This is a genomic window from Ferdinandcohnia sp. GQ5 (assembly GCF_059759275.1).
The window spans coordinates 329,771-352,090 of the sequence record NZ_JCAXEW010000002.1 but is presented as its reverse complement, the minus strand read 5'-3'; the positions used below and the strand labels follow the sequence as shown (position 1 = coordinate 352,090).

Below are 22,320 nucleotides of genomic sequence, written 5' to 3'. Positions count from 1 at the left end.
ACTAATAACAGCCAAGTGATGTTATTCCAAAGCGCGTGCAATATCCCCGACCTTCCAAGAATCAGACAAGTGATATAAATCAGTATAAACTCCTTACTTCAATGCAGGAAGTAAGGAGTTTTTATTGAATATGTAAAATTAGGATAATCTGGAATTTAACCAGGGATAGGAGAGATTACAATGTCGTTTACGATGGTTAGGAAGGAATTTAAGCTTGTTGGATTAAAAGGTTGTGGGGAGTTTATTAACTTTGGAAACGAAGTACCTTTACTTGCAAAAAAACTATTAAATCGCTCAAACGAAATTCAAAATCTAACGGAGACAGAAATTGCTTTATTTGAGCCTAAAAAGGACGAGGATCATAAGATTGGCCATTATTATGTAGGATTAATAGTACGTGAGAAATCAGATGAAATACCAACAGGAATGGAATATATTGAGACAAATAATCGGTACATAACCACACGGGGGAATATCACAAAATTGGGAGAACTGCATTTGAATTTATTGAATTGGGCAGCAGAACAAGGTTATCAAAGAGACAGCCATTCTTATATAATCGAGACTTATCACCCTATGGGTGAAGGTGAAGAAGAAGTACAGATTTATTTACCAATCAACGATTAAAAGTACAAATCAAGGATCTACTAATTTTATAAGGTATAGATAAAAAAAGAAATTTATACGGAGGTAACAATGAGATTGGAAAACTTCGATGGTTTTATGATAAAAATGGCTACAAATGACGATAGTAGTGAGATTATTAAAATGTTAAAACAGGTAGCTCAGTGGATGAAAGATAATGAAATAAACCAATGGAGGTATCTATTAGATGGTGGTGATGATGAAGAGATTATACAAGCTATTCATAATCAAGAAACATACATTGTATTGAAAGATAAGGAAATTGTGGCTACCTTCACATTATTAGCTAAACAAAGTGAATGGGATAGACATATTTGGGGAAGTGATCATTCTTCAGAATCTCTTTATCTACATAGAATTGCAGTTATTCCAGAATATATGAAGAAAGGTGTAGGTAAAAGTATATTGACTTGGATACAAGACAATGCAATTGATAAAGAACACCTTAAGTTAGATTGTGTTGCAGAAAATAGTAGACTTAATTACTTTTACAAGAACAATGGTTTTGAACTAATTGGTATTACCGATGGACATAGTAAATATCAAAAGAAAATAAATCAGTACTAAATGACTTAACTACTGGAGGAGGGAATAGTGAAAAAATGAATAGCTGTATAGGACTTTCAGGAAGTGTCATTATGACAGAAACGGATAAATTCCCTCAATTATTTAAAAATAAGAATATTAGTCATATTGAAATTGGTGAGTTTCCGAGCGAAGAGTCTTTACATCATTTCTTAGAACTCTTACATAAGAATAATGTTACATTTGGGCTTCATTCTCCTTTGTATAGAAATCAAAGTAAATATGATTTGCTGGAAAAAGTACATTATGAACCGGAAAATGCCTGGGAACAGTTTGAATCCGAAGTTAAATATATGTCCCAATTAGGAGCTGAATATATATTAGTTCACTTTCCTTATTTTAAAGAAGAAAAAGACCTAGATACGACTGAGATTATTGAAAATGGATTAAAAAGATTACATTTCCTGCAGGAAAAGTATTCTATAACGATCGTATGCGAACCAAAACTAGGTTTTAATCGGTCTGCGTTTGGGATAAAAGCTCTTGATCATTTTCCAATTGAGGTTTGGGAAAAGTATGGAATCAAACTTTGCATAGATATTGGGGATTACTTATTAGCCACTGGTGATAAGGTGTTAGATTATATAGGGAAGTGGAAAAAGCATATAAAGGTCGTTCATTTACATAATGTAGAGTTTCATTATCATAAATACATATGGGTACCCGTTCATCCATCTCATGAAATAGACAATACACATTTTAAAGTAAGTGATTTAATTTATAAGCTGTCAAAAAGCTCGGGTGTGTATTTTATATTTGAACATACGCCCCATTCAAATCCAACAGAAGCATTTGTTAATGAGGGAATAAGCTGGGTGAAGGAAATAATTCGAGGCTAAACCTAAGTGAACTTAATTCCATCTCTTGCGACATTCACTGCTGTTTTGCGTGATCCAGACGAGCAGAGACTGGAAGAGCAAGCACTTGCAAACTATCTTAAAGAGCTAGCAGCATCTAAAGGAGTTTCTAGTACAACAGAACGACTAGTACGTGTTCAGCCAGTCACTTTCGATGAAACAATCGTTACACTCATAGAAAAAGCTACGAAAGGTCGTGGACTCCAATCAAAACGAATGACATCTGGAGCGGGACCTGATGCTCAAATGATGGCAGTGTGTACCCTACTGCAATGTTTTTCGTTTCAAGTATCGATGGGATTAGTCACAATCCAAAGAATTTACACAAGATACAGACTTGGCAGCGGGAGCCAATGTATTACTTGATGTAGTTAGTAAACTAGCAGGCACCACGTTGAAAGGAGATTAAAAATGACTAATGTAACAGATAGCAAATCCGAAATTCAATATTTAGTAAATGATAATACAAGAAAAACAGATTCAGAGAAAGCATCTGCAACATTTATGAGTCGGGAAGTCATTGAAAAGGTACGAAATTTTCATAAGAGCTTTCCAGAATATCAAGTAACTCCGCTTCACAGCTTAGATGGGTTGTCTAAACAATTTGGAGTACGTCATATTTGGGTTAAAGATGAATCTTACCGATTTGGATTGAATGCTTTTAAAGTATTAGGTGGTTCCTATGCGGTTGGTAACTATCTAGCAGAACAATTAAACATAGATATCTCAGAGCTATCTTTTGAACAATTAAGAAGTAAAAAAGTAAAAGAAAAATTGGGTGATATTACTTTTGTAACAGCAACAGATGGAAATCATGGTAGAGGAATTGCATGGGCTGCAAACCAGCTAGGTCAAAAATCTGTTGTATATATGCCAAAAGGTTCTTCGGAAATCAGGCTCACTAATATTCGCAAAGAAGGAGCAGATGCTTTTATTACAGATTTAAACTATGATGATACGGTCAGATTGGCAAACCAACAGGCTAAAGAAAATGGCTGGGTCTTGGTACAGGATACAGCCTGGGATGGATATGAAGAAATTCCTGCGTGGATTATGCAAGGCTATTTAACAATCATAGATGAAGCAATGGAGCAGATTGCTGAAGCTTATGCTGATCGACCAACACATGTATTTTTACAAGCTGGTGTAGGTTCTTTTGCAGGTAGCATGCTCGGATATCTCGTAGAGAAATTTGGAGATGAGCGCCCTATGACAGTTATCCTGGAGCCAGATAAAGCGGATTGTTTATACCAATCGATGAGAGTGGGAGACGGGAAGCCTCATGCCGTAACAGGTGCATTGGATACGATTATGGCGGGTTTAGCATGTGGAGAACCAAGTAAAACGTCTTGGGGTATTTTAAAAGATTATGCAGAAGTGTTTGTTTCTTGCCCAGACTATGCCGCATCACGAGGAATGCGAATTCTTGCAACCCCACTAGGTAATGACCCACGTATTGTATCGGGTGAATCCGGTGCAGCAGTGGGTATAGGATTCGTTAGTTTAGTAGTACAAAATAGTAGGCTCATTGATATGAAAAATGCATTGAATCTAAATCAAGATTCAAAAATTTTAATTATCAGCACGGAAGGTGACACGGATCCCGATCATTATCGAAAAGTAGTATGGGATGGGGCATATCCATCTTTCTAATTATTTTTGAAAAGGAGTGCGGTTACGTTGAAAAGCGAAGATTTTGAAAAACAGCTTATTGAGTGGAGGCACTATCTTCATTCTCATCCTGAAAGTGCATTTGAAGAAAAAAACACGTCTGATTTTCTTGCTAAAGTCCTAACAGAAATGGGATTAGAGGTTCACAGGAATATTGGAGGTACTGGGATCGTTGCTAATCTTACAGTTGGTGCTGGGAAAGGAATCATTGGGATTCGATCAGATATAGATGCGATTAATCTAACAGAGGTAGGACAACATCCATACTCCTCTAAAAATCCAGGCAAAATGCATGCGTGTGGTCATGATGGACATATGGCAACAGTTTTGGGTGCTGCCAAGCTATTAACGGAGCGCAAAAATTTCAATGGGACCGTTCGATTTATTTTTCAACCCGCAGAAGAAACGGGTAAAGGTGCTTTTGCCATGATGAAAGATGGATTATTCGATCGTTTTCCAGTAGATGAGATCTATGGCATGCACAATATGCCAGGAATGCCAGCTGGTTCCATCTCAACTCGAGCTGGAGGAATAATGGCAAGCGAAGATAACTTTGTGATCCGTATTAAAGGTCAAGGCTCACATGCATCAAGTCCTCATATGGGGAAAGATCCAATCGTGATTGCATCTGAAATTGTTCTTGCTTTGCAAACCATTATTTCTCGTAATATGAATCCAAATGTTCCAGCGGTCATTTCGTGTACTGAATTCATCACAGATGGAATTCGCAATGCGATTCCAACAAATGTTGTGATTAAAGGGGATACGAGAAGTTATACGCCAGAGGTTCAAAAGTTACTTGAGGAACGAATGCGAACGATCAGTGAAGGAATTTGCAAACTAAATGGAGCGGAGTGTCAATTTGAATATACGCATGAATTCGCACCAACCGTTAACTGGGAAAAATGTGTTGAGATTGCGGTACAAGCAGCCAAAAATGTAGTTGATGAAAAGAATGTGGATGGAAATTGTCAACCGTGGATGGTTTCTGAAGACTTCGGTGCATTTTTAGAAAAGATTCCTGGGTGTTTTGTATTTATAGGGAATGGTGATGATGCCGATGGAGTCGGCAATATTCCACTTCATAATTCACGCTATGACTTTAATGATAAGATCTTATCGATTGGAGCCGAATATTTTGCAGAATTAGTTAAGGTCCGTTTACCAAAGGATTCCTCTGTTTTAGATGCAAGGTATAACCAAAATGTATAAGCACAAATGAAAGAATGATTCTTAAAAAACATATCATCGAATCGATTTATGGCCGATAATCCAAAAATATGGCTGATAAACCAAAAATACGGCTAATAAATAATATTCATGGCCGATAATTCAAATTTATGGCCGATAACTAAAATTTGGTTGCAACTTTGTCCACACAAGTAGGAGAGGCAAAACCAATTTGTCTATACCCCATAGCCGAAGTCTAGGTTTTAGCGCACAACCTGTTTAGAATTGGACTGCAAGACTCTTTTTGTAAGTTTAATTTCCCATTAATCCATTGTTGTTAACGGGATTTTATTATGCCTATTGGAAGTGGTAGGATTATTCAAGAAGAATTAATTCACCAGTATGTTGAAACTAACTGATAAAAGAAATAGGTTATGGAAGGGAGCAATTTTATTATGATGATAAAGGGTTTCGGGGGAATCTTTTGGAGAACTAAAAATGTAGATGCAATCAAAAAGTGGTACAGTGAGGTCTTGAATTTAGATTTTGAAGGTTGGAATGGGACAATAATTAAACCGGAACCAGGTAATGAAACGATTTTTTCTTTCTTTACTGAAGATGACGCTTACTTTCCACTAGAACAGCAAGTAATGTTAAATTTCCAAGTCGATAATTTAGACGAGGCGATTAAGCATCTTAATCAAATGGGTGTACCACTTGAAAAGGAAAAAGAGACGAGTGATTATGGTGCGTTTATTTGGATTAAAGATCCTGAAGGCAGACTGATTGAGCTTTGGGAAAAATAAAGGGTTGATTGAACAAACGGAGGGTTAAAACCTCAAGTAATGATTTTATGGTTATTGAAAAATCTGCACATTATCCGCAATTCGAAGAGGAGACTGTTTTGGCAGATTGGCTCATTCAAACTTGGAGACGCTTAGAGAAATAGTAAACAAAATAAAAGTCGAAAGGAAGATGGCTATGGTTTATATCGCTCTTCTTCGTGGAATTAATGTGGGTGGAAACAATAAAATTGATATGAAGTTGCTTAAACAAACCTTCGAACAAGTCGGGATGAAGGATGTAGTAACCTACATCAATACTGGTAATATTATTTTTTCATCTAATGACTCATCCAAAACAATTCTATCACGTATTTTGGAAGAAGCAATCCATGATGATTTTGGATTACGTATAAAGGTAGTAGTTCGAAGTATCGATGATGTCAGAGGAATCATTCATGCAATCCCTGACACATGGAAAAATGACAAAGACATGAAAAGTGATGTTATGTTTTTATGGGATGAAATTGATGATGAAACTGTCCTTGAGAATTTGGTGATTAAACCAACGATTGACACGGTGAAATATGTCCCCGGTGCGATTCTATGGTCTATTGAAAAGAAAAATGCAAACAAAAGTGGAATGTCAAAGATCATTGGAACAAAGATATACAAGCAAATAACAGTAAGAAATGTCAACACAACTCGTAAGATATATGAACTCATGGAAGCCCAAAACCTGTAGGATACCGATGAAATTTTTATAATAGATTACGATCTAACGGGCGATTTGTAAGAATAATATTGTAACATTCTATTATAAATAGGTAAACGCAAATGGTAGAAAAACAAGGGATGATCATATTGAAAATAATGGAAACGAAGCGATTGTACTTAAGAGAACTGGTCTTAAAAGATATTGATGAGTTATCGAAGGTTCTTACTGACCCAGAATCTATGAAATACTATCCAGAGCCTTTTAGCTTAGAAAAGGTGGAAAAGTGGATTCAATGGAATATGGATAACTATGAAAAGTATAACCATGGATTATGGGCCGTAATTTTAAAAGATGGAGAAAAGTTTATTGGAGATTGTGGAATCACCATGCAAAAAATTGACAACGAAACGGTTCCAGAGATTGGATTTCATATTATTAAGGACTATTGGAATAAAGGGTATGCAACAGAAGCCGCACTTGCATGCAAGGATTATGCATTTAGGGTTTTACATTATCCCAAGGTTTTTTCGTATACCACAGTTAAAAATATACCCTCACAAAAGGTAGCTGAGAAAATTGGGATGAAGGAATATAAGGTATTTGAAAAAAATGGCGAAAAACAGATTGCGCAAGTCGCCTATACTCCAGATGATCCGATAAATGTCTAATAAAATTCTATTAAAAAACCAGGGGAGAGTGTTAATATTAAATATGATTTGTGAGGATATACATAAATAAAAAGGGGATTGATAGATGAATATTTTTGTTCTGTTACCCGTAATAATTTCTATGATAGGTTTATATTTTATTACAATAGGATTGTGGGAATTAAGAGAGGGTGTAGATAGAAAGAAATATGTTACATATATGTTTACTGGTTTAGTGCTACTATTGATTGTTGCAACATTATTTCCTTCTGTCTTGATGATGTTTTTTAGCTAACAAAAACTTATATCATTCCGAAGGCTAGAATATGACGCAATATAGATTAGTTAAAATAAATGTGAAAGAGCAACTATTTAGAAGTTGCTCTTTTAATAAAAGGTACTTTTTGTATTAAATCTCATAGTTTCCTTAAATCTTCATTTAATTTCCGCGCTTGGTTTTTGAAGTAAAGGTAAAATGCAATCCAGAAAATTGTATAGACGACAATGGCAATTAAGACTGCTAGTAAGATATTTTCAATAGTAAATGGGATCCATCCGATTGTGAGAGCTAAGATGAGGTATAGGATCGTGACGGTTAAGAAATGAAGAATGGTCTGTTGGAAAAGCTTCAAATACCTATTTTCAAAGTACATGGAACTCACTGTAAATAACCACCCACAGAGTACAGAACCTACTGAGTTTTTAAGAAATAACGTTCCATCTATCGTTTCGTTTCCTCCAAAAAGGATAAAAAGATCGGTGGTTAATACCGCTATAAATCCTCCGAAGAAAATACCGATGAAACTACGGATTATAAAAGTTTTCATACTACTTCCTCCTATTCAATTGTAGAACTTCCTTAATCGTGGGGACATAGGTGCGAGACACATATTCTTTCTTTCCTGATTTGAAGTAAACACAGAGTGTACCGTTGAACGATGCTTCAAAACGACTCAATTGATTCAGATTAGCGATTACCGATTTTGATATGCGGATAAACTTTTTAGTAGGTAGCATGGCCTCGAGTTCATATAATTTTTCTTTTAATATAAAAGAATCTGCTTGTGTGACAGCGATAACATTTTCATTTACAGTATGAAAATAGTGAACGTCATCCGGTTTGAGAATATGCTGCATGTCTCCCTTTTTTCCTACAAGAAATTGTTGCTCCCTTCCAGAGATGAAATCAATCAGTTCCTGAATATTTTCATCTAACTCTGGCCCTTCAATGGTAATTCTTGTTTCTTCAAATGCTTTATCAATATTTAGAATAAGTTTCAAATTTCAGACACCTCTTTTCACTTAAAGTATATTCGATTCAGCTCTTGATGTCTGTCAATATATGTTTTATTACCTCCTCCCTGTGACTTTCTTAACTAATTGTATGTTGAATTTCCTTTCCAGTCTGTAAAATTACAGTAAGTGGAAGGAAATGAAGGGTAACTTGTGGAAATTAGTTGGTGACATACATTCAGAAGGATTAACGATATTTGTAGAATTACAATGACTGTTCCTCTGGTGCCCGATTCTAGGATAGGGAAAAGAGGAACGCAAGCGTATGAATCGTACCCGATTCTGGGAAGATGCAGGTAAAAGGGAAACGCAAGCGTTCGAATCGTGCCCGATTCTGGGGAGATGCAGGTAAAAGGGGAACGCAAGCGTACTTAATCGTACCCGACTCCCGGAAAAGGCAGGTGAAAGGGAACGCTAGAAATAGAATTATGACGGATGTTATGCCCAAAAAGGAGGCATTAAACAATGAAAATCGGACTAATAGGTGATAGTTTAACAGAAGGTCGTCCAGGTGTGTCTTTTGTGAATAGTTTAAAAGAAAACTATCCAAGTATTTCTTTTGATAATCTTGGTAAACCAGGGGAAACAGTTAAAAGTTTGCATACACGTCTAACCAAATTAAATTTAGATACAAATTATGATCTTATTTTCCTTTGGATTGGAGTCAATGATGTTTATTCTAAATTGTTGAAGTTCCAAGCACAGCCTGTTGAAAAAGATCCTGAGGAATTTAGAGAGTATTACAGTAAAGTATTAGACATGGTTATTTCATTTTCAAAACGCGTAATTACGGTTTCGCCAGCTTTAGTGGGTGAAACTTCACAAAATGATAAAGAAATAAAAAGTTTAACCTCCATCATCCAATCCCTCTCAAGAGATCGTTCAAATGTAAATTTCTTAGATTTTCATTCCGTATTCTCGAAACACCTTTCTAATGTTACTAGTTCAGATTACCTCAGTATCAACGTTATGAGAGTGATGATGGATGTTCTCTTTTATAAAAATCCAACTAGCATCGACCGGTTATCAAAAAAACGAGGACTTCACCTAACGTTAGACGGCGTTCATTTAAATAGTACGGGTTCATCCCTCGTTGCGGCCCAATATTCAAACATGATAGATCAACATTTATTCAACGACCATAAATCCATTCAGTAATCTTTATACTTATTGAATAGGAAGTATTATTTGTAAGGCATAAATTTCCAAAAGGAGAAGATGTTTGATGGAATCGACTGATAAATTCACTGATAAAGCTGAGATATATGCGAGATATCGTCCCAGCTACCCACGTGAGTATATTGAATATTTAGTCTCTGAAGCTGGCTTGAATGAGGAAAGTATAATTGCAGATATTGGATCGGGAACTGGAATATTAAGCAGGCAGTTACTCGGAAGGGGATACACGGTAATCGGAGTGGAACCCAATGATGACATGAGAAAAGTGGCGGAACAAATGGTAGAGCCTACTTCCCGTTTTACTTCGGTTAAAGCCACGGCTGAAAACACAACTTTAGATGAGAAGAGTGTAGATTTAGTGACGGTCGCACAGGCTTTTCACTGGTTTCAGTTTGAGCAGTTCAGATTGGAGTGTCAGCGGATTTTGAAAGAGGGCGCTAAAGTGGCCCTTGTTTGGAATAGCCGGGATGGGTCAAGTGATATAAACAAGGAATGCGCTGATGTTTGTAAAAAGTATTGTCCGAATTTTAATGGATTTAGTGGTGGTACGGAAGAAGCTCCGATTCCTTTTCATCAATTTTTTAAAGATGGTAATTATGATCTTAACTACTTTCACAATGACTTACACATTACTTTAGATGGGTTTCTGGGTAGGTACTTATCTGCTTCCTATTCTCCAAAGAGGTCTGACAAGGAGTATGATCCTTTCATTACGGCATTAACGAAACTATTTGAAAAACATAGCAAAAACGGTACCATCATTATGCCGAACATAACAAGGAGCTATTTGGGGCATGTGTAATCATTAATCATATAGGAAAGTGGAACCTAAGTAAGAATTTAAGAGCAGAAAGGATGATTTTTATGTACAATGTATTATATTTATACCCAGTTCTGAACCTTAAAAAGGATAGATTTATAGAAATTAACAAAAAAGCAGCTCTTATTTACAAGGAATATGGAGCTCTTGAAGATGATACGTTCCAGAGCACTTTTATTGATGGTATCTATGGTTGTAAAGGGATGGAGGCATCGGTGGAGTTGCATGAAAATGAAACCTTGATGTGCTCAGTTTCTACTTTTAATAATAAACATCACCACGATACAGTTATGAGAAAAGTTGACTCGGATATGCGAATTGAAGAATTATATCATGAAATGATTAAAGTTATTGATATGAGCCGGGTTGTTCGTGGTGAATTTGAAAAAGTTTAATATAAATATTTTGTATTTCATTAATAGATGCTTTACTTAACAAAGGAAGGAGCTGCGGCACTTCCTATTTTTTTTGAACAAACCGGGTTAATTAAACTTTAGAATCCATAAACATATTTAATTGTCTGGTATAAAATTAGTATCTATAATCGTCAGAAATCAGACTCTGACGTGAAGGAATGACTTTCCAGGAGGAAACAAATAATAAGCTGGATTATATTTTGTAAAAAGGAGTGCTGTTCATGCGTGCGGTTGTCATAAATGAATATGGTAGTAAAGATGTGCTAGTAGAGCAGGAGCTACCGAAACCAGAAATAAAACCAAACCAAGTACTTGTTGAGGCTTATGCAACTTCCATTAATCCAATTGATTGGAAGCTACGTGCAGGTTATTTGAAGGAGATGCTTGATTGGCCATTCCCTATAATTCTTGGCTGGGATGTGGCTGGTAAGATAGTTGAAGTTGGAGATGAAGTGAAGGTATTTCAAGTCGGGGATGAAGTGTTCGCGAGACCGGATACAACCCCTAGAGGTACATATGCGGAATATACAATTGTGGATGAAGAATTGCTTGCCAAAAAGCCAGGTAACTTGACATTTGAAGAAGCTGCCTCTATTCCATTAGCTGGCCTAACCGCTTGGCAGTGTTTAGTGGATAAAACAAAAGTCAAGCAAGGAGATAAAGTACTCATACACGCTGGAGCTGGTGGTGTAGGCAGTTTGGCCATTCAAATGGCAAAACATTTAGGTGCTTATGTTGCTACAACAGCGAGTGAAAAAAACGAGGAATATGTAAAAAAGCTAGGTGCAGATGAATTCATTAATTACCGTACACAACAATTTGAAGAAGTATTAAGTGATTATGATGTAGTTATTGATACAATGGGTGGCGAGATTTTGAATAAAAGCTTCAAAATATTAAAACCTGGTGGCAGACTAGTAACGATTGCCGGACAACCCGATTCAGCATTAATAGAAAAGCACCAAGTAACGGCAAGCTCTTATTGGTTAACTCCAAATGGTAAACAGCTAAGTGAAATAGGTGAATTACTTGAGAAAGGAATACTTAAGCCTCAAGTGGGTAGTGTATTTGGTTTTTCCGCAGAAGAGCTACAAAAAGCACATGAGTTAAGTGAAACAAACCATGCCAAAGGAAAAATTGTAATTAAATTTAAATAATTGGTGGTCAGTTCCCACTCGTGTAACAGGTAGTATGATTAACAATAATAATATGGAACTAATTTTAAAAAAAGAAAAAAGACTGAATTACATGTTAAGAATCAGTACTATATACTTCAGAAAAAATATATCGGGTGCGTTGATCCAATAAGGATTAAGGCCCTTTTTTTTAAGCAACCGAGAAGTTTAGTTGAATAAAGTGATAGAATCCTTGCTTCTTCTTAAACTACAAAGGTTGATTATTAGAGCTGTCACGAAGGCAGCTTTTTCTTGTTGTACTAAAGAAGGAGTTTCATGAATAACAAAATATAGGGTGAAAATATTCTTAATAATCAAGTAATATAAGATGGAAGACATGATAGAGGAGTGATTGATTGAGTGCTTTAAAACTGATTGAAACATATAAAAGCGATCTACAAAATTATACACTTGAGCAACTAAGATATATATCGGCTAAAGGGGTTTGGTCCATTGGTCAAATGTACGATCATGTGATTCTAGTTGCAATAGAGTACCTTGACAATGTGGAAGCTTGTGCAAAATCAAAGGAAGAGCAAATGCTTGGAAAAACGGATTTTGGTGAAGAATTATATAAAATTGGAGGGTTTCCACCCATTAAAATCAAGTTGCCGGACGAACTAAATACTCCACCAAACAATTCAGATAGTAAAGAAGAACTTATGAGTCGGTTAGATCAGGTGATGGAAAGGTTGAGGCAATCGGAATCTAGAGTAGATGATATTAATCCCAATTACAAAGTAAAACATGAAGGTTTTGGCTGGCTGAACGCGAGGGAGTGGTTCGAACTTGTCGGTATGCATTTTCGCCATCACTTACGCCAAAAGTGTGAACTAGAAATGGAAGTTATTCATTTATAAATTTTCCTAGTTACTAATATAGAACAATTTAAAATAGCCATGTTCCTATTAATAATTAATATCATTTGGATCGTACTTTATTTTGGCATTCTTGATTGGTGGAACAAATGAACCATACCGAGGTTTATTACTACAATTGTGGTGGTTCACTTTGTTATGTGGAAGACTAATAACTATAACAAGAACGAAGTGAAAAAAGACAAATAAAGGGCTGCTACAGCATAACGAACACGCTATTAAAAAAAGAAGATGAACACTCCATAGTTGTAGAGATTCATCTTCTTGTGTGTCTGAAGGGGGATACTACAGCCCTTTTAGTTATTATGTGTAACCTTTAAATCTTAATTTCAATCTTTGCATTTTTCTTTAACTCTTCTACATGCTGAGCGAGTTTTTCTTGCTGTTTTTGCTGTTGCAGGGATTGTTCAATTTGCGGTTTTACTTCTTCAAACTTTGGAATTTCTTGTCCAGTTGTTTTTCCCTGTTCCGCATATTGATCATACGTTTTTTGAATTTCTTCATCGGTAATTTTACCAACAGAAATTTCTTTCTCAACGTACTGGTTAAGTTTAAGTCCGTCGGCTATTTGAGTTTCAAGGGTTTTCATATCCATGCCAGTTTTTTTAAGAGCGGATTCGAATTCTTTTTCTGTTTTAAACTGTTTTTTTACTTCGTCCAGTCGCTTTTTAATATCTGCCTCTGAAACTTTATAGCTTTTTTTATCTGCTTCTTGAAGGAGAAGAGTTTGTCCGACTAAACTGTCAATGGTTTGGTTTTTTACTTGCTCTGCCGCTTCTTTAGAAGTCGGATCTTGTCCCATTTGCTGCATTTGTCCTTGTATAGATGATAAAATGCCATTATAGTCGCTTCCTAAAATTTTTGTATCATTTACGATGGCAACGGTTTTCTTTTCATCTATTTTCTGTCTTTCTAGTTTCTTTTGCATTTCTTCCATTGCTTTCTGCTGTTCCTTTTGCTGTTCATTTTCCTCTGTTTTCGTTTTATCATTATTTTTAGCTTCTGTACTTTCGTCATTTCCTCCGCATGCTGCTAAAACAACAATCATTAGACCGGTTATTAATGTAAACATCAATTTTTTCATAATAAAACTCCTTCCGAAAGCTACAAGAATAATTTTTTTCTAAAAAAACATCTTGTCCGCCATTATAAAGTTAATCCAACGGAAAAGAAACCCATGTACACTTTCTTAATATTTATAACAAGATTGAAACATTTGGTAATGAGTCATTAAATTCTGAAAAAGAATATCATAAAAGGGGTAAATTTTATGGTCCTAGAATGGGGTGCCTCTATTTATTGGAGTCATTGAAAGTTTTAATGGGATTCTTAAATACCATGTTGTAAAATGTAATTAATGGGAATTTTGTTAAAAATAAGGGTGTGAAATATGAATAGAAAACGAATCATTTACTTTACTTTAGCTATTATTCTATTTTTTTTAATTCTACCATTATCAAAACCCTCAACAGAGACATTTAATAAGTGGTTAGCGAGTAAATACGATACAGAGTGTGTTGGAGATAATTGCCTATATAATAATTCGCAGGAAAAAGTCGTTAATAGAACGAGAGACGATTATTTTTTCATAAATAAGATGGGCGTAATCCTTGAAGATGAAAGAGGTACTAGAACATTAATTGAAGGTATAGGGATATTTGGTACCTTTGTTCCCTTTACATTCAATCCAGGTTATAGTCCGGTAGTAGATATATACAAATATTAGATTAATGAATCTAATTTATTGCTTAGTAGGCAGTTTCTTTCAATAGGGTATAGAAAAAAAGAGAGTAATAGAGGAGTATTACTATGGTTCTTAAAAAGGTTAAAAGAAAGTTATATAAAAAAGTATTTATCATCATTGGATTATTAGTTATTTCATTAGTTGGGTATGGGGTGTATTGGGCATTTTTTGATATGAATCGGTTACCCACAGGAGAGTATCTTACGGAAAAGACCTCTCCGGAAGGTACTTACACGTTAAAGACATATCTTGTAGACGGTGGAGCTACTACCTCGTACTCGATACGAGGAGAACTAGTATTTAACAACAAAGATAAAAAAACAAAAAATATATACTGGAATTATCGAGAGGAAACAGCAGATATTGAATGGATTAATAACGACACAGTGATTATTAACGGACATTCTCTCGATGTACCTAAAGATAAATTCGACTTTAGAAATCAATAATTGTTTATACATGTTTTTACAAATAGGGGTGCCCCGTTTTTGACCGAATCAACTTGACATTCAACTCAGACTAATATGTTAAAAATATCAATGCACATTATGCTAAAATAGTAACATGAAAATCATGAATAATAACAAATTGACAAGTCAGCAAGGAGAATCACATGTTAACACTTTTACAAGAAGACCAATTTGAAAACCTTTATCAATTATTTGAAGATTCTTTCCCTAGTGATGAATATAGGCCTTACCACATGCAACGTTCTTTACTTTCTGCCCCTCATTATCAAATATATGTGTATGAAAAAGATCATGAGCTTGCTGCTTTTTTTGCCACATGGGAGGGACCTGATTTTATCTTCTTAGAGCATTTTGCCGTTAAATCAAGATTCCGCAATGGAGGCTTAGGGTCGAAACTCCTTCAAGCCTTTCTCGAGCAGCAGGTAAAACCTGTTGTGATTGAAATTGAACCACCTGAGGGAGAAATCGAAAAAAGAAGAGCTGATTTTTATAAACGAAATGGCTTTACCCTTAGTGAGTGGGGGTATGTTCAACCTCCATTAGCAAAAGGGCAAAGCGCCGTCTCACTTGTTTTAATGTCTTACCCGAAGCCACTACAAGAACAAGCATATAAATCCTTTAAAAACTGGGTATTTAACCACGTCTATTCATAATATTGAGTTTTTGTAGGAATTAGCTTGGTAGATTAGTATTAAAAAATCTAACCAACCCGAAAAAATCCTCCATCCGATAAGGATGAAGGATTCATAGAAGGAGATTTACATCTATCGGGAGGATTGGTCATCGACCTTCCATTGCTAGAGAGGGTAATTGGTAACAGGTAAATATGTAAATGGTAATTGGATTATTGGTTTGCCGATTGCCATTACAATTGTACGTGAGTTCACAAGAACATCTCCTTCTATGCCTTGAAGAGGAGTCTCACCACTTCAAGGTTTAGAAATACTTTTCACTATCAAAATTTAATTGTATGGAGTAGTTTTTGGCATTAATTAGATTAGATAGTCGATTAGCTTGACGATCAATTTCTAAACCTTTTAACCGGTATACTTCTGGATCAAACATCGCAACTTTAACTAGAGGTACACCCTCACTATAAGAATAAGAAAACTCCTCTTTAGGCGCTGTGCCATATACCTTATATTTACGAGCTTTTGCACGTAACTGGGTAGCGAGTTCTATTGCTTCAACAATTGTTAATTCTTCATCATTAAAAATGATTTCGTTTTCAATATTCGCTTTATATATGAGTTTGTCAAGTAATCGAACGTCTTTTCGAACTTCTTCAATATCTTGTTCGACATCAGTTAATGTACGGACTTGTTTTGGAATCTTATTTCCTTTTTCAATGTCAATAAAAGCTAGACGATCCATTTCTTCTTCTAATTCATGTATTCTTTTGGATAGTACGCTCTTTAATTTCACAGCTTCAGCAAGAGAAATTTTAGGCATGGCATTAGCTCCTTATAAAATATACATATACTTTGCTTTGAGATTAACATTCTATCAAAGATCTTTCAACAATAATAAGTAGCGCTTTACCGTTTGGGAAGGTGGGAATGAATCCTATGTTAATTACGCTTTTGGTTGTCATACCGTTATTAGGTGTTTTGTGGTTTATTAATTTTACTACTTTTTTAAAAAATTTAAAGTCCGGAAAAAGTACCCATAGACAAGATGTATTAGGACCAGTATTAACATTTATTTTTATCTTTGCACTCATGTACTGTTTTCTCGGAGCTCTCTAAATAATAAAATAGAAGAAGGAGTTATGAATGGAACAGTTTAACGTATACTTTATGAAATTATATTCTTGAGGTAACGAGCAGTAATGAGAATGAATAATTACTTTATTTAATAAAATATGAAATGACTGCTTTAAAGAGTGAGGGGATACACAGAGATGAATAAAATGATGTTACACATTGAAGGGCTAGCAGTTTTCGTGTTAAGTATATATCTTTATTCGTATAATGAGTACAGTTGGTGGATGTTTTTAATTTTATTGTTTGCACCTGATATTTCAATGATCGGCTATATGTTTAACAATAATGTTGGTGCAAAATGTTATAATATTTTTCATACTTATAGTGTGTCGATTATGATGGTAATAGTAGGTTTACTCCTAACGAATCAATTCGTGTTGGCAGTGGGGTTAATTTGGTCAGCTCATATAGGGATGGATAGAGCACTTGGGTACGGCTTGAAATATTCAACTAATTTCAAAGATACACATTTAAATAGAGTTTAAGTGTTATATAAACTGGCAGCTTTAGTACAATCATTTCATAAAAAAGGGTTTAGAGAGGAAGTTCTCTCTAAGCCCTTTTTGCAGGGTGAAGTTTGTTTACGTGGTTCACTTTGTTAACGAATATCTTGAATGACTTTTTCTAAGAATTCACCCATTCGTTTAACTGCCGGCTCTGAAAAGTCAAAATTGACTCCAGTTTCTTTATAAATAGCTGCGATTGATTGATTGTAGTCCGCACTTGCACCTTTTTTGAAGGCTTCAACCGTTTGATTAGGGTCTTTCTGATAATTCTCAAGTAATTCTAAAGCACCTAACATCGAGATAGAGTATTCAATATTATAGAAAGGTACTTCGAAATAATGAAGGGTGCCAATCCAACTCATCCCAATTTCTTCCTCTAGTCCAGAAGTATCAACAGGGTTTAAGCCATAACTTTTTGAGATTTCAAAGTATTTTTCGTCACGCTCTTTGGCTGTGTGGGTAGGGTTCGTATACATCCAATGCTGGAAGAGGTCCCCTGATAATGGTCCATATAACATTGTAAATGCGCGTCTTAACTCTTCACGCTGTGCACTGTGAAAATCCTCTTCATCTGGATAAAAACGATCTAGCTTATCCAATAAGAGCAATTCCATCCCATGAGAATACAGTTCAGCTACTTCCATTCGCTGTTGGTAGTCTTCAGTAGGTCCATGTTCAGAAAATTGAAGGTACCCATTCACCGCATGTCCCATTTCATGGATTAATGCAATTAAAGAGAAAAAGGACGGGCTAAAGTTCGCAAATACAAAGGTATCTCCTGAAACAGGTAAGGAGGTACAAAAACCACCTGGACTTTTTCCTTTTCGATCTCCAAGATCTAATAATCCATTTTCTCTCATGTAATCGAAACGTTCTGAAAAATAGGGATCTGTCTTTCCTAACATTTCAGAAACACCATCCATAAGAGTCGATACCTCAGCGTATGGTGGTTTTTTCATCAATTTCGCGGTGTTATCCCAAGGGCGATAAGTATCGACACCAAGCTTTGATTTAAATACATTGGCAAGTCGATTCCAAGCTGGGATAATGTGTTTTTCTACATTTTCATGAAAGTCATAACAATCTTGGACACTATACTCACGATTCTTGGCTACAAACATATAATCACGATAATTTACATAACCGGCATTTAATGCGATTTGATGGCGCAATTGAATGAGTTCGTCCATGATGGCATCCATATCCGGTTTAATTTGACGAAATGCAGAACCTATCTTGTAATACGCTTTTTCTCGAATGCTTCTGTCAAGAGAGTCGAGCTGGGATTGGATAAATGGAAAAGGCTTTTCTTCACCCTCCCATTCAACTGTTAATCCTCCCATAATTTCACTGTACTTTGTACAGAGTTCTTGTTCTCTTACCATTAATGGAATATTTTCTTCTCTGAACAGTTTCACTTTGGATTCGCGAACTCGTCGCATTAAGCCGTAGCGCTTATCATCTAATTGATTAAAGAATGGAGACTCACAGACCTTCTCATTTAATTTTGCTTCATATTTCATGAAAAGTGGATGAATGACTTGCTGATCGTGAAGATACGTTGCTTTAATTTCTTCATCCTCGGTGTTTCGGTAGAAGTCTACTTGGTGACCTGTTATTGCCTCTGCAATCTTAATGGTTAAATTCTTTTCATCTTCTAACCACTTTACAAGGTCAGAAACAGAATTGATTGAAACATCAAGTAAACTTTGAAATTGTGCTTCTATCAATTCTACATCTTTTAAATCAATTAATTCTTTATAATAACTATGACGAATATCTTGTGTCATGGTTAATTCACCTTCCCTTTATATGTATATCTATAAGTATATTCTATAAATATAGTATCGAATCCTTGTTCTTACCTTGTTTTTTATAAAAAAAATATATTCAAGGGGAAAGTATTTACAATAAGGAAAATGGAGCAACCAGTACTTAAACCAGTTGCCCCGTTGAATTCATTTTATTTTAAAGCTTCTACTACGATTTTCGTAGCCTCCGCAATTAGGGTATCATCATATGTTGCGTCCTCTGAACTACGGTCAGATAGAATGGCGATAAGAATTGGATCACGTTCAGGTGGCCAAACAATGGCAATATCATTACGTGTTCCGTAACTTGCTGCCCCGCTTTTATCACCAACGACCCAGCCTTCAGGTACACCAGCACGGATTAATGTATCTCCAGTGGTGTTCCCGACTAGCCAATCGGTCATGAGTGCTCGCTTCTCTGAGGGAAGAATGTCACTAACCACGAATGTTTGTAGACTTTGTGCAAGTGCTCTCGGTGTACTTGTGTCACGAGAGTTTCCCGGAACTGTAAAGTTCAAATCAGGCTCAAAACGGTCAGACTCTGTAACCATATCGCCAATCTCCCTTAGCGCTGTTTCAAATCCTACAGGACCTCCGATTTCATTGAATAGTAGATTCCCAGCTGTATTGTCGCTGTAACGGATAGCAGCCTCCGCAATATCCTTCAATGACATTCCTGTATCCACATGTTTTTCTGTGACTGGTGAATAAGTGACTAATTCATCTTTTGTGTAAGTGATAATTTCGTCAAGTTCGTTTATCGATTTCTGTTGAAGCATTGCACCTGCAGCAAGCGCCTTGTAAGTGGAAGCGAAAGCAAACTTCTCATCTTCTCGATAGACGACACTCTTTTCTGTTTCAGTATCATATGCATAAACCCCGAGGCGGGCGTCGAACTTGCTTTCAAGTTGTGTGAACTCCTCATCTGTAGTAGTTTCTTTCTCTTTATTTGTTTCCGATGGGGAGGCTGTAGAAGTTGCTGAATCGGAGCAACCAGCTAACATGACTAGAATAAACAGAGATAGAAGTAGAGTGCCTTTAAATGTATGTAGTTTGAATAATGTATTCGTTATTTTCTTCAAAATGAATAACCTCTTTCCTAATAAATGATAAATCTAAAGAATTAATAGAGTTGATTCGAAGGAGCATCCACCTTTCTGTGATTTTGATTACACGTGTAATACAATACTACAATTGTAATCAAATGTGGTCAACCCATTTTTTAAAAGAATAAAAATTCCCAAGAAGTAGAACATTTAACTAGAAGGAGGAGATTGATAAACTTCAACTAGCGTGATATCATTTGAATATTACAGTTGTAATTCTGGGAAAAGGGATATAGTTATGAAAGATTTTGCCCTTTAGGTAGAAAGCAACGGGCAGAGATAGGGAGATGAAAATAAGATGTTTTTTACATACTTTATCATCTGTTTAACTGTATCTTCCTTAACGGTTATCGGCATCTTGTTTGTGCGGAGCATATTCAAAAAGCAATTATCTGCAAAAGGGCAATATTGTATATGGTTTTTATTGTTGATTGCATTGTTACTGCCTTTTATTCCGTTTCAATTATTACCTTTTGAACTTTCCAATATGGCTTTGGAGGTCAACGAGAGTAACGGAAGAATCCCTTCGATTGTGATTACGGAGGAAGTTCAAAACTCAAATTGGAAACAGGACTATTCCGTATCAGTTAACCGGACGAACTTTGAATATCTTAATATCATGACAGCCAGCATATGGATCGCAGGGATGCTAGTCATGACATTTTTTGCAGTAAAAGCATGGCTTGATGTAAGGAAGATTAAGAGAACAACAGACTCTTTGAAAAATAAAGATGTGCAGTTTTTGTTTGAACAGTGCAAAAAACAATTAAATATAACGGGACTTGTAGTTGTAGGAGAATCAAGGCATGTCAAATCCCCGATGACATTTGGTCTTTTTAGAAATTATGTCGTAATGCCTGCTAATTTTAACGAATGGCTGACTTTAGACGAAATCAAGTATATATTTTTGCATGAGCTTAACCACTATAAATCAAAAGATATCGCAACGAATTACTTGATTGTCATTTTTCAAATCATTTACTGGTTCAATCCAATCATTTGGATTGCGTTTCGAAAAATGAGATTAGATCGTGAGATTGCTTGTGACCATGCAGTTTTAAGTTCCTTAGATGAAAAGTGTCATAGACAATATGGGCTAACAATCATCAATTTTATCGATAAAGTTTCAAGTCAGAGAACCGTTAAGTTAGCCAATCAATTTAATGGCTCCAAAAAACAAATCAAAAGTCGCATAAAGCGAATTGCTTCATTTACAAAAGAATCAAAGATTTTGAAGCTGAAAAGCACAGTGATTATTACGATTTTAGGAGTATTGGTTATTAGTCAGGTTCCATTCATTTCTGCAATGGCTCAAGATAACAATCATTATGATTTTGAAAATGAAAATACCCTTTATATGGATCTTAGTGAGCATTTTACTGGCTATGATGGAAGCTTTGTCTTATATGATCTCCAGGCTGATCAATATCAAATATATAATAAAGACAAAAGCACCTTGAGAGTATCACCGAATTCTACTTACAAGATTTATAGTGCATTAATTGGACTGGAGTCTAATCTGATTTCTGATGAAAATTCTACGATAAAATGGGATGGCACAAAGTATCCCTTTGATTCTTGGAATTCAGAACAAACTGTAACAACGGCCATGAAAAATTCAGTGACATGGTATTTTCAGGAGTTGGATCAAAGAAATCAGGCAGAGAGTATCTATTCATATCTTAAGCAGATCAATTATGGGAATGCTGACATGTCTGGGGGAATCAATCAATACTGGCTAGAATCATCATTAAAAATTTCTCCAGTGGAACAGGTCCAGCTATTAAAAGATTTGTATACAAATCAACTAGGGTTTAAGGAAAAAAACTTCCAGACTGTTAAAGATGCAATTAAGCTTGAGGAAAAAAATAAGGAGATTCTTTCTGGTAAAACGGGAACAGGAACTGTTAATGGCAATGAAATAAACGGTTGGTTCATCGGATATGTAGAGAAAGGGCAAAATACGTATTTCTTTGCAACCAATATACAACATGAAGATAATGCCACCGGAAAAAAGGCGGCAGAAATAACGTTATCCATTTTGCACGAAAAGGGAATCTATTAAGTAAAACTTGATTAAA

General features: G+C 35.6%; 26 protein-coding genes. 20 read left to right on the top strand and 6 right to left on the bottom strand.

What is annotated here, in order from left to right; genetic code table 11:
• Positions 1-180: 180 nt before the first annotated feature.
• From AC6CHV_RS03770 to AC6CHV_RS03725, 10 genes are all read left to right on the top strand, one after another.
• Complete coding sequence (locus AC6CHV_RS03770; protein ID WP_341331252.1) at positions 181-627, top strand: GyrI-like domain-containing protein; 447 nt, start codon at positions 181-183, stop codon at positions 625-627.
• A gap of 69 nt (positions 628-696) precedes the next feature.
• Positions 697-1,212, top strand: a complete 516-nt coding sequence (locus AC6CHV_RS03765) for a GNAT family N-acetyltransferase (RefSeq protein WP_341331253.1) — start codon at positions 697-699, stop codon at positions 1,210-1,212.
• 35 nt (positions 1,213-1,247) lie between these two features.
• Positions 1,248-2,069: a sugar phosphate isomerase/epimerase family protein gene (locus AC6CHV_RS03760; protein WP_341331254.1), complete on the top strand. Its 822-nt coding sequence runs from the start codon at positions 1,248-1,250 to the stop codon at positions 2,067-2,069.
• A 6-nt stretch (positions 2,070-2,075) separates the two neighbouring features.
• Positions 2,076-2,453 (top strand): hypothetical protein, encoded by a 378-nt coding sequence (locus AC6CHV_RS03755; RefSeq protein ID WP_341331255.1) that lies wholly within the window; start codon positions 2,076-2,078, stop codon positions 2,451-2,453.
• Positions 2,454-2,498: 45 nt separating this feature from the next.
• Entirely contained in the window at positions 2,499-3,740 is a 1,242-nt protein-coding gene (dpaL, locus tag AC6CHV_RS03750; RefSeq protein ID WP_341331256.1) for a diaminopropionate ammonia-lyase, read from the top strand.
• Positions 3,741-3,767: 27 nt separating this feature from the next.
• A complete protein-coding gene (locus tag AC6CHV_RS03745; protein ID WP_341331257.1) occupies positions 3,768-4,970 on the top strand; it encodes a M20 aminoacylase family protein in 1,203 nt (400 codons plus the stop codon).
• A 416-nt stretch (positions 4,971-5,386) separates the two neighbouring features.
• On the top strand, positions 5,387-5,734 hold the full coding sequence (locus tag AC6CHV_RS03740; protein ID WP_341333531.1) for a VOC family protein: 348 nt from the start codon (positions 5,387-5,389) through the stop codon (positions 5,732-5,734).
• A gap of 175 nt (positions 5,735-5,909) precedes the next feature.
• Positions 5,910-6,455, top strand: a complete 546-nt coding sequence (locus AC6CHV_RS03735) for a DUF1697 domain-containing protein (RefSeq protein ID WP_341331258.1) — start codon at positions 5,910-5,912, stop codon at positions 6,453-6,455.
• A 119-nt stretch (positions 6,456-6,574) separates the two neighbouring features.
• Entirely contained in the window at positions 6,575-7,096 is a 522-nt protein-coding gene (locus AC6CHV_RS03730; RefSeq protein WP_440272504.1) for a GNAT family N-acetyltransferase, read from the top strand.
• 85 nt (positions 7,097-7,181) lie between these two features.
• Complete coding sequence (locus AC6CHV_RS03725) at positions 7,182-7,370, top strand: hypothetical protein (RefSeq protein WP_341331260.1); 189 nt, start codon at positions 7,182-7,184, stop codon at positions 7,368-7,370.
• A gap of 121 nt (positions 7,371-7,491) precedes the next feature.
• Here the strand turns inward: AC6CHV_RS03725 and AC6CHV_RS03720 are convergent, their stop codons facing one another.
• Positions 7,492-7,902, bottom strand: coding sequence for a DUF3021 domain-containing protein (locus tag AC6CHV_RS03720; RefSeq protein WP_341331261.1), 411 nt, complete (start codon positions 7,900-7,902; stop codon positions 7,492-7,494).
• 1 nt (position 7,903) lies between these two features.
• Positions 7,904-8,356, bottom strand: coding sequence for a LytTR family DNA-binding domain-containing protein (locus AC6CHV_RS03715; RefSeq protein WP_341331262.1), 453 nt, complete (start codon positions 8,354-8,356; stop codon positions 7,904-7,906).
• A gap of 477 nt (positions 8,357-8,833) precedes the next feature.
• Here AC6CHV_RS03715 and AC6CHV_RS03710 point away from each other — a divergent pair, with 477 nt between their 5' ends.
• The 5 genes from AC6CHV_RS03710 (at position 8,834) to AC6CHV_RS03690 (ending at position 12,818) form a co-directional block, all read left to right on the top strand.
• Positions 8,834-9,526, top strand: coding sequence for an SGNH/GDSL hydrolase family protein (locus AC6CHV_RS03710; RefSeq protein WP_341331263.1), 693 nt, complete (start codon positions 8,834-8,836; stop codon positions 9,524-9,526).
• A gap of 67 nt (positions 9,527-9,593) precedes the next feature.
• Positions 9,594-10,349, top strand: coding sequence for a class I SAM-dependent methyltransferase (locus AC6CHV_RS03705; RefSeq protein ID WP_341331264.1), 756 nt, complete (start codon positions 9,594-9,596; stop codon positions 10,347-10,349).
• A 62-nt stretch (positions 10,350-10,411) separates the two neighbouring features.
• Positions 10,412-10,762, top strand: coding sequence for a DUF1428 family protein (locus tag AC6CHV_RS03700; RefSeq protein WP_341331265.1), 351 nt, complete (start codon positions 10,412-10,414; stop codon positions 10,760-10,762).
• 242 nt (positions 10,763-11,004) lie between these two features.
• The gene (locus AC6CHV_RS03695) at positions 11,005-11,940 is read left to right on the top strand and encodes an NADP-dependent oxidoreductase (protein ID WP_341331266.1); all 936 of its coding nucleotides are present in this window, start codon (positions 11,005-11,007) and stop codon (positions 11,938-11,940) included.
• Between the two features lie 374 nt (positions 11,941-12,314).
• Positions 12,315-12,818, top strand: coding sequence for a DinB family protein (locus AC6CHV_RS03690; RefSeq protein ID WP_341331267.1), 504 nt, complete (start codon positions 12,315-12,317; stop codon positions 12,816-12,818).
• A 334-nt stretch (positions 12,819-13,152) separates the two neighbouring features.
• Here the strand turns inward: AC6CHV_RS03690 and AC6CHV_RS03685 are convergent, their stop codons facing one another.
• Positions 13,153-13,920 (bottom strand): SurA N-terminal domain-containing protein, encoded by a 768-nt coding sequence (locus AC6CHV_RS03685; protein ID WP_341331268.1) that lies wholly within the window; start codon positions 13,918-13,920, stop codon positions 13,153-13,155.
• Between the two features lie 306 nt (positions 13,921-14,226).
• Between AC6CHV_RS03685 and AC6CHV_RS03680 the strand changes: the two genes are divergently transcribed.
• The 3 genes from AC6CHV_RS03680 to AC6CHV_RS03670 all read left to right on the top strand — a co-directional run bounded on the left by AC6CHV_RS03680 (position 14,227) and on the right by AC6CHV_RS03670 (position 15,703).
• Positions 14,227-14,562, top strand: a complete 336-nt coding sequence (locus AC6CHV_RS03680; RefSeq protein ID WP_341331269.1) for a hypothetical protein — start codon at positions 14,227-14,229, stop codon at positions 14,560-14,562.
• An 83-nt stretch (positions 14,563-14,645) separates the two neighbouring features.
• Positions 14,646-15,029, top strand: coding sequence for a DUF5412 domain-containing protein (locus AC6CHV_RS03675; protein WP_341331270.1), 384 nt, complete (start codon positions 14,646-14,648; stop codon positions 15,027-15,029).
• 164 nt (positions 15,030-15,193) lie between these two features.
• A complete protein-coding gene (locus tag AC6CHV_RS03670; protein WP_341331271.1) occupies positions 15,194-15,703 on the top strand; it encodes a GNAT family N-acetyltransferase in 510 nt (169 codons plus the stop codon).
• A 283-nt stretch (positions 15,704-15,986) separates the two neighbouring features.
• Here the strand turns inward: AC6CHV_RS03670 and AC6CHV_RS03665 are convergent, their stop codons facing one another.
• On the bottom strand, positions 15,987-16,502 hold the full coding sequence (locus AC6CHV_RS03665; protein WP_341331272.1) for a hypothetical protein: 516 nt from the start codon (positions 16,500-16,502) through the stop codon (positions 15,987-15,989).
• A 451-nt stretch (positions 16,503-16,953) separates the two neighbouring features.
• On the opposite strand from AC6CHV_RS03665, the gene AC6CHV_RS03660 reads away from it, so the two are divergent.
• A complete protein-coding gene (locus tag AC6CHV_RS03660) occupies positions 16,954-17,301 on the top strand; it encodes a DUF4260 domain-containing protein (RefSeq protein WP_341331273.1) in 348 nt (115 codons plus the stop codon).
• A 113-nt stretch (positions 17,302-17,414) separates the two neighbouring features.
• Here AC6CHV_RS03660 and AC6CHV_RS03655 read toward each other — a convergent pair whose 3' ends face one another.
• Together AC6CHV_RS03655 and bla are read right to left on the bottom strand one after the other, a co-directional pair.
• Positions 17,415-19,112 carry a M3 family oligoendopeptidase gene (locus AC6CHV_RS03655; RefSeq protein ID WP_498078146.1) on the bottom strand — a complete coding sequence of 566 codons (1,698 nt, stop codon included), beginning with the start codon at positions 19,110-19,112 and terminating at the stop codon, positions 17,415-17,417.
• A 173-nt stretch (positions 19,113-19,285) separates the two neighbouring features.
• A complete protein-coding gene (gene bla, locus AC6CHV_RS03650; protein WP_440272505.1) occupies positions 19,286-20,137 on the bottom strand; it encodes a class A beta-lactamase in 852 nt (283 codons plus the stop codon).
• 400 nt (positions 20,138-20,537) lie between these two features.
• On the opposite strand from bla, the gene AC6CHV_RS03645 reads away from it, so the two are divergent.
• Positions 20,538-22,304, top strand: coding sequence for a BlaR1 family beta-lactam sensor/signal transducer (locus tag AC6CHV_RS03645; RefSeq protein WP_341331276.1), 1,767 nt, complete (start codon positions 20,538-20,540; stop codon positions 22,302-22,304).
• Positions 22,305-22,320 lie beyond the last annotated feature (16 nt).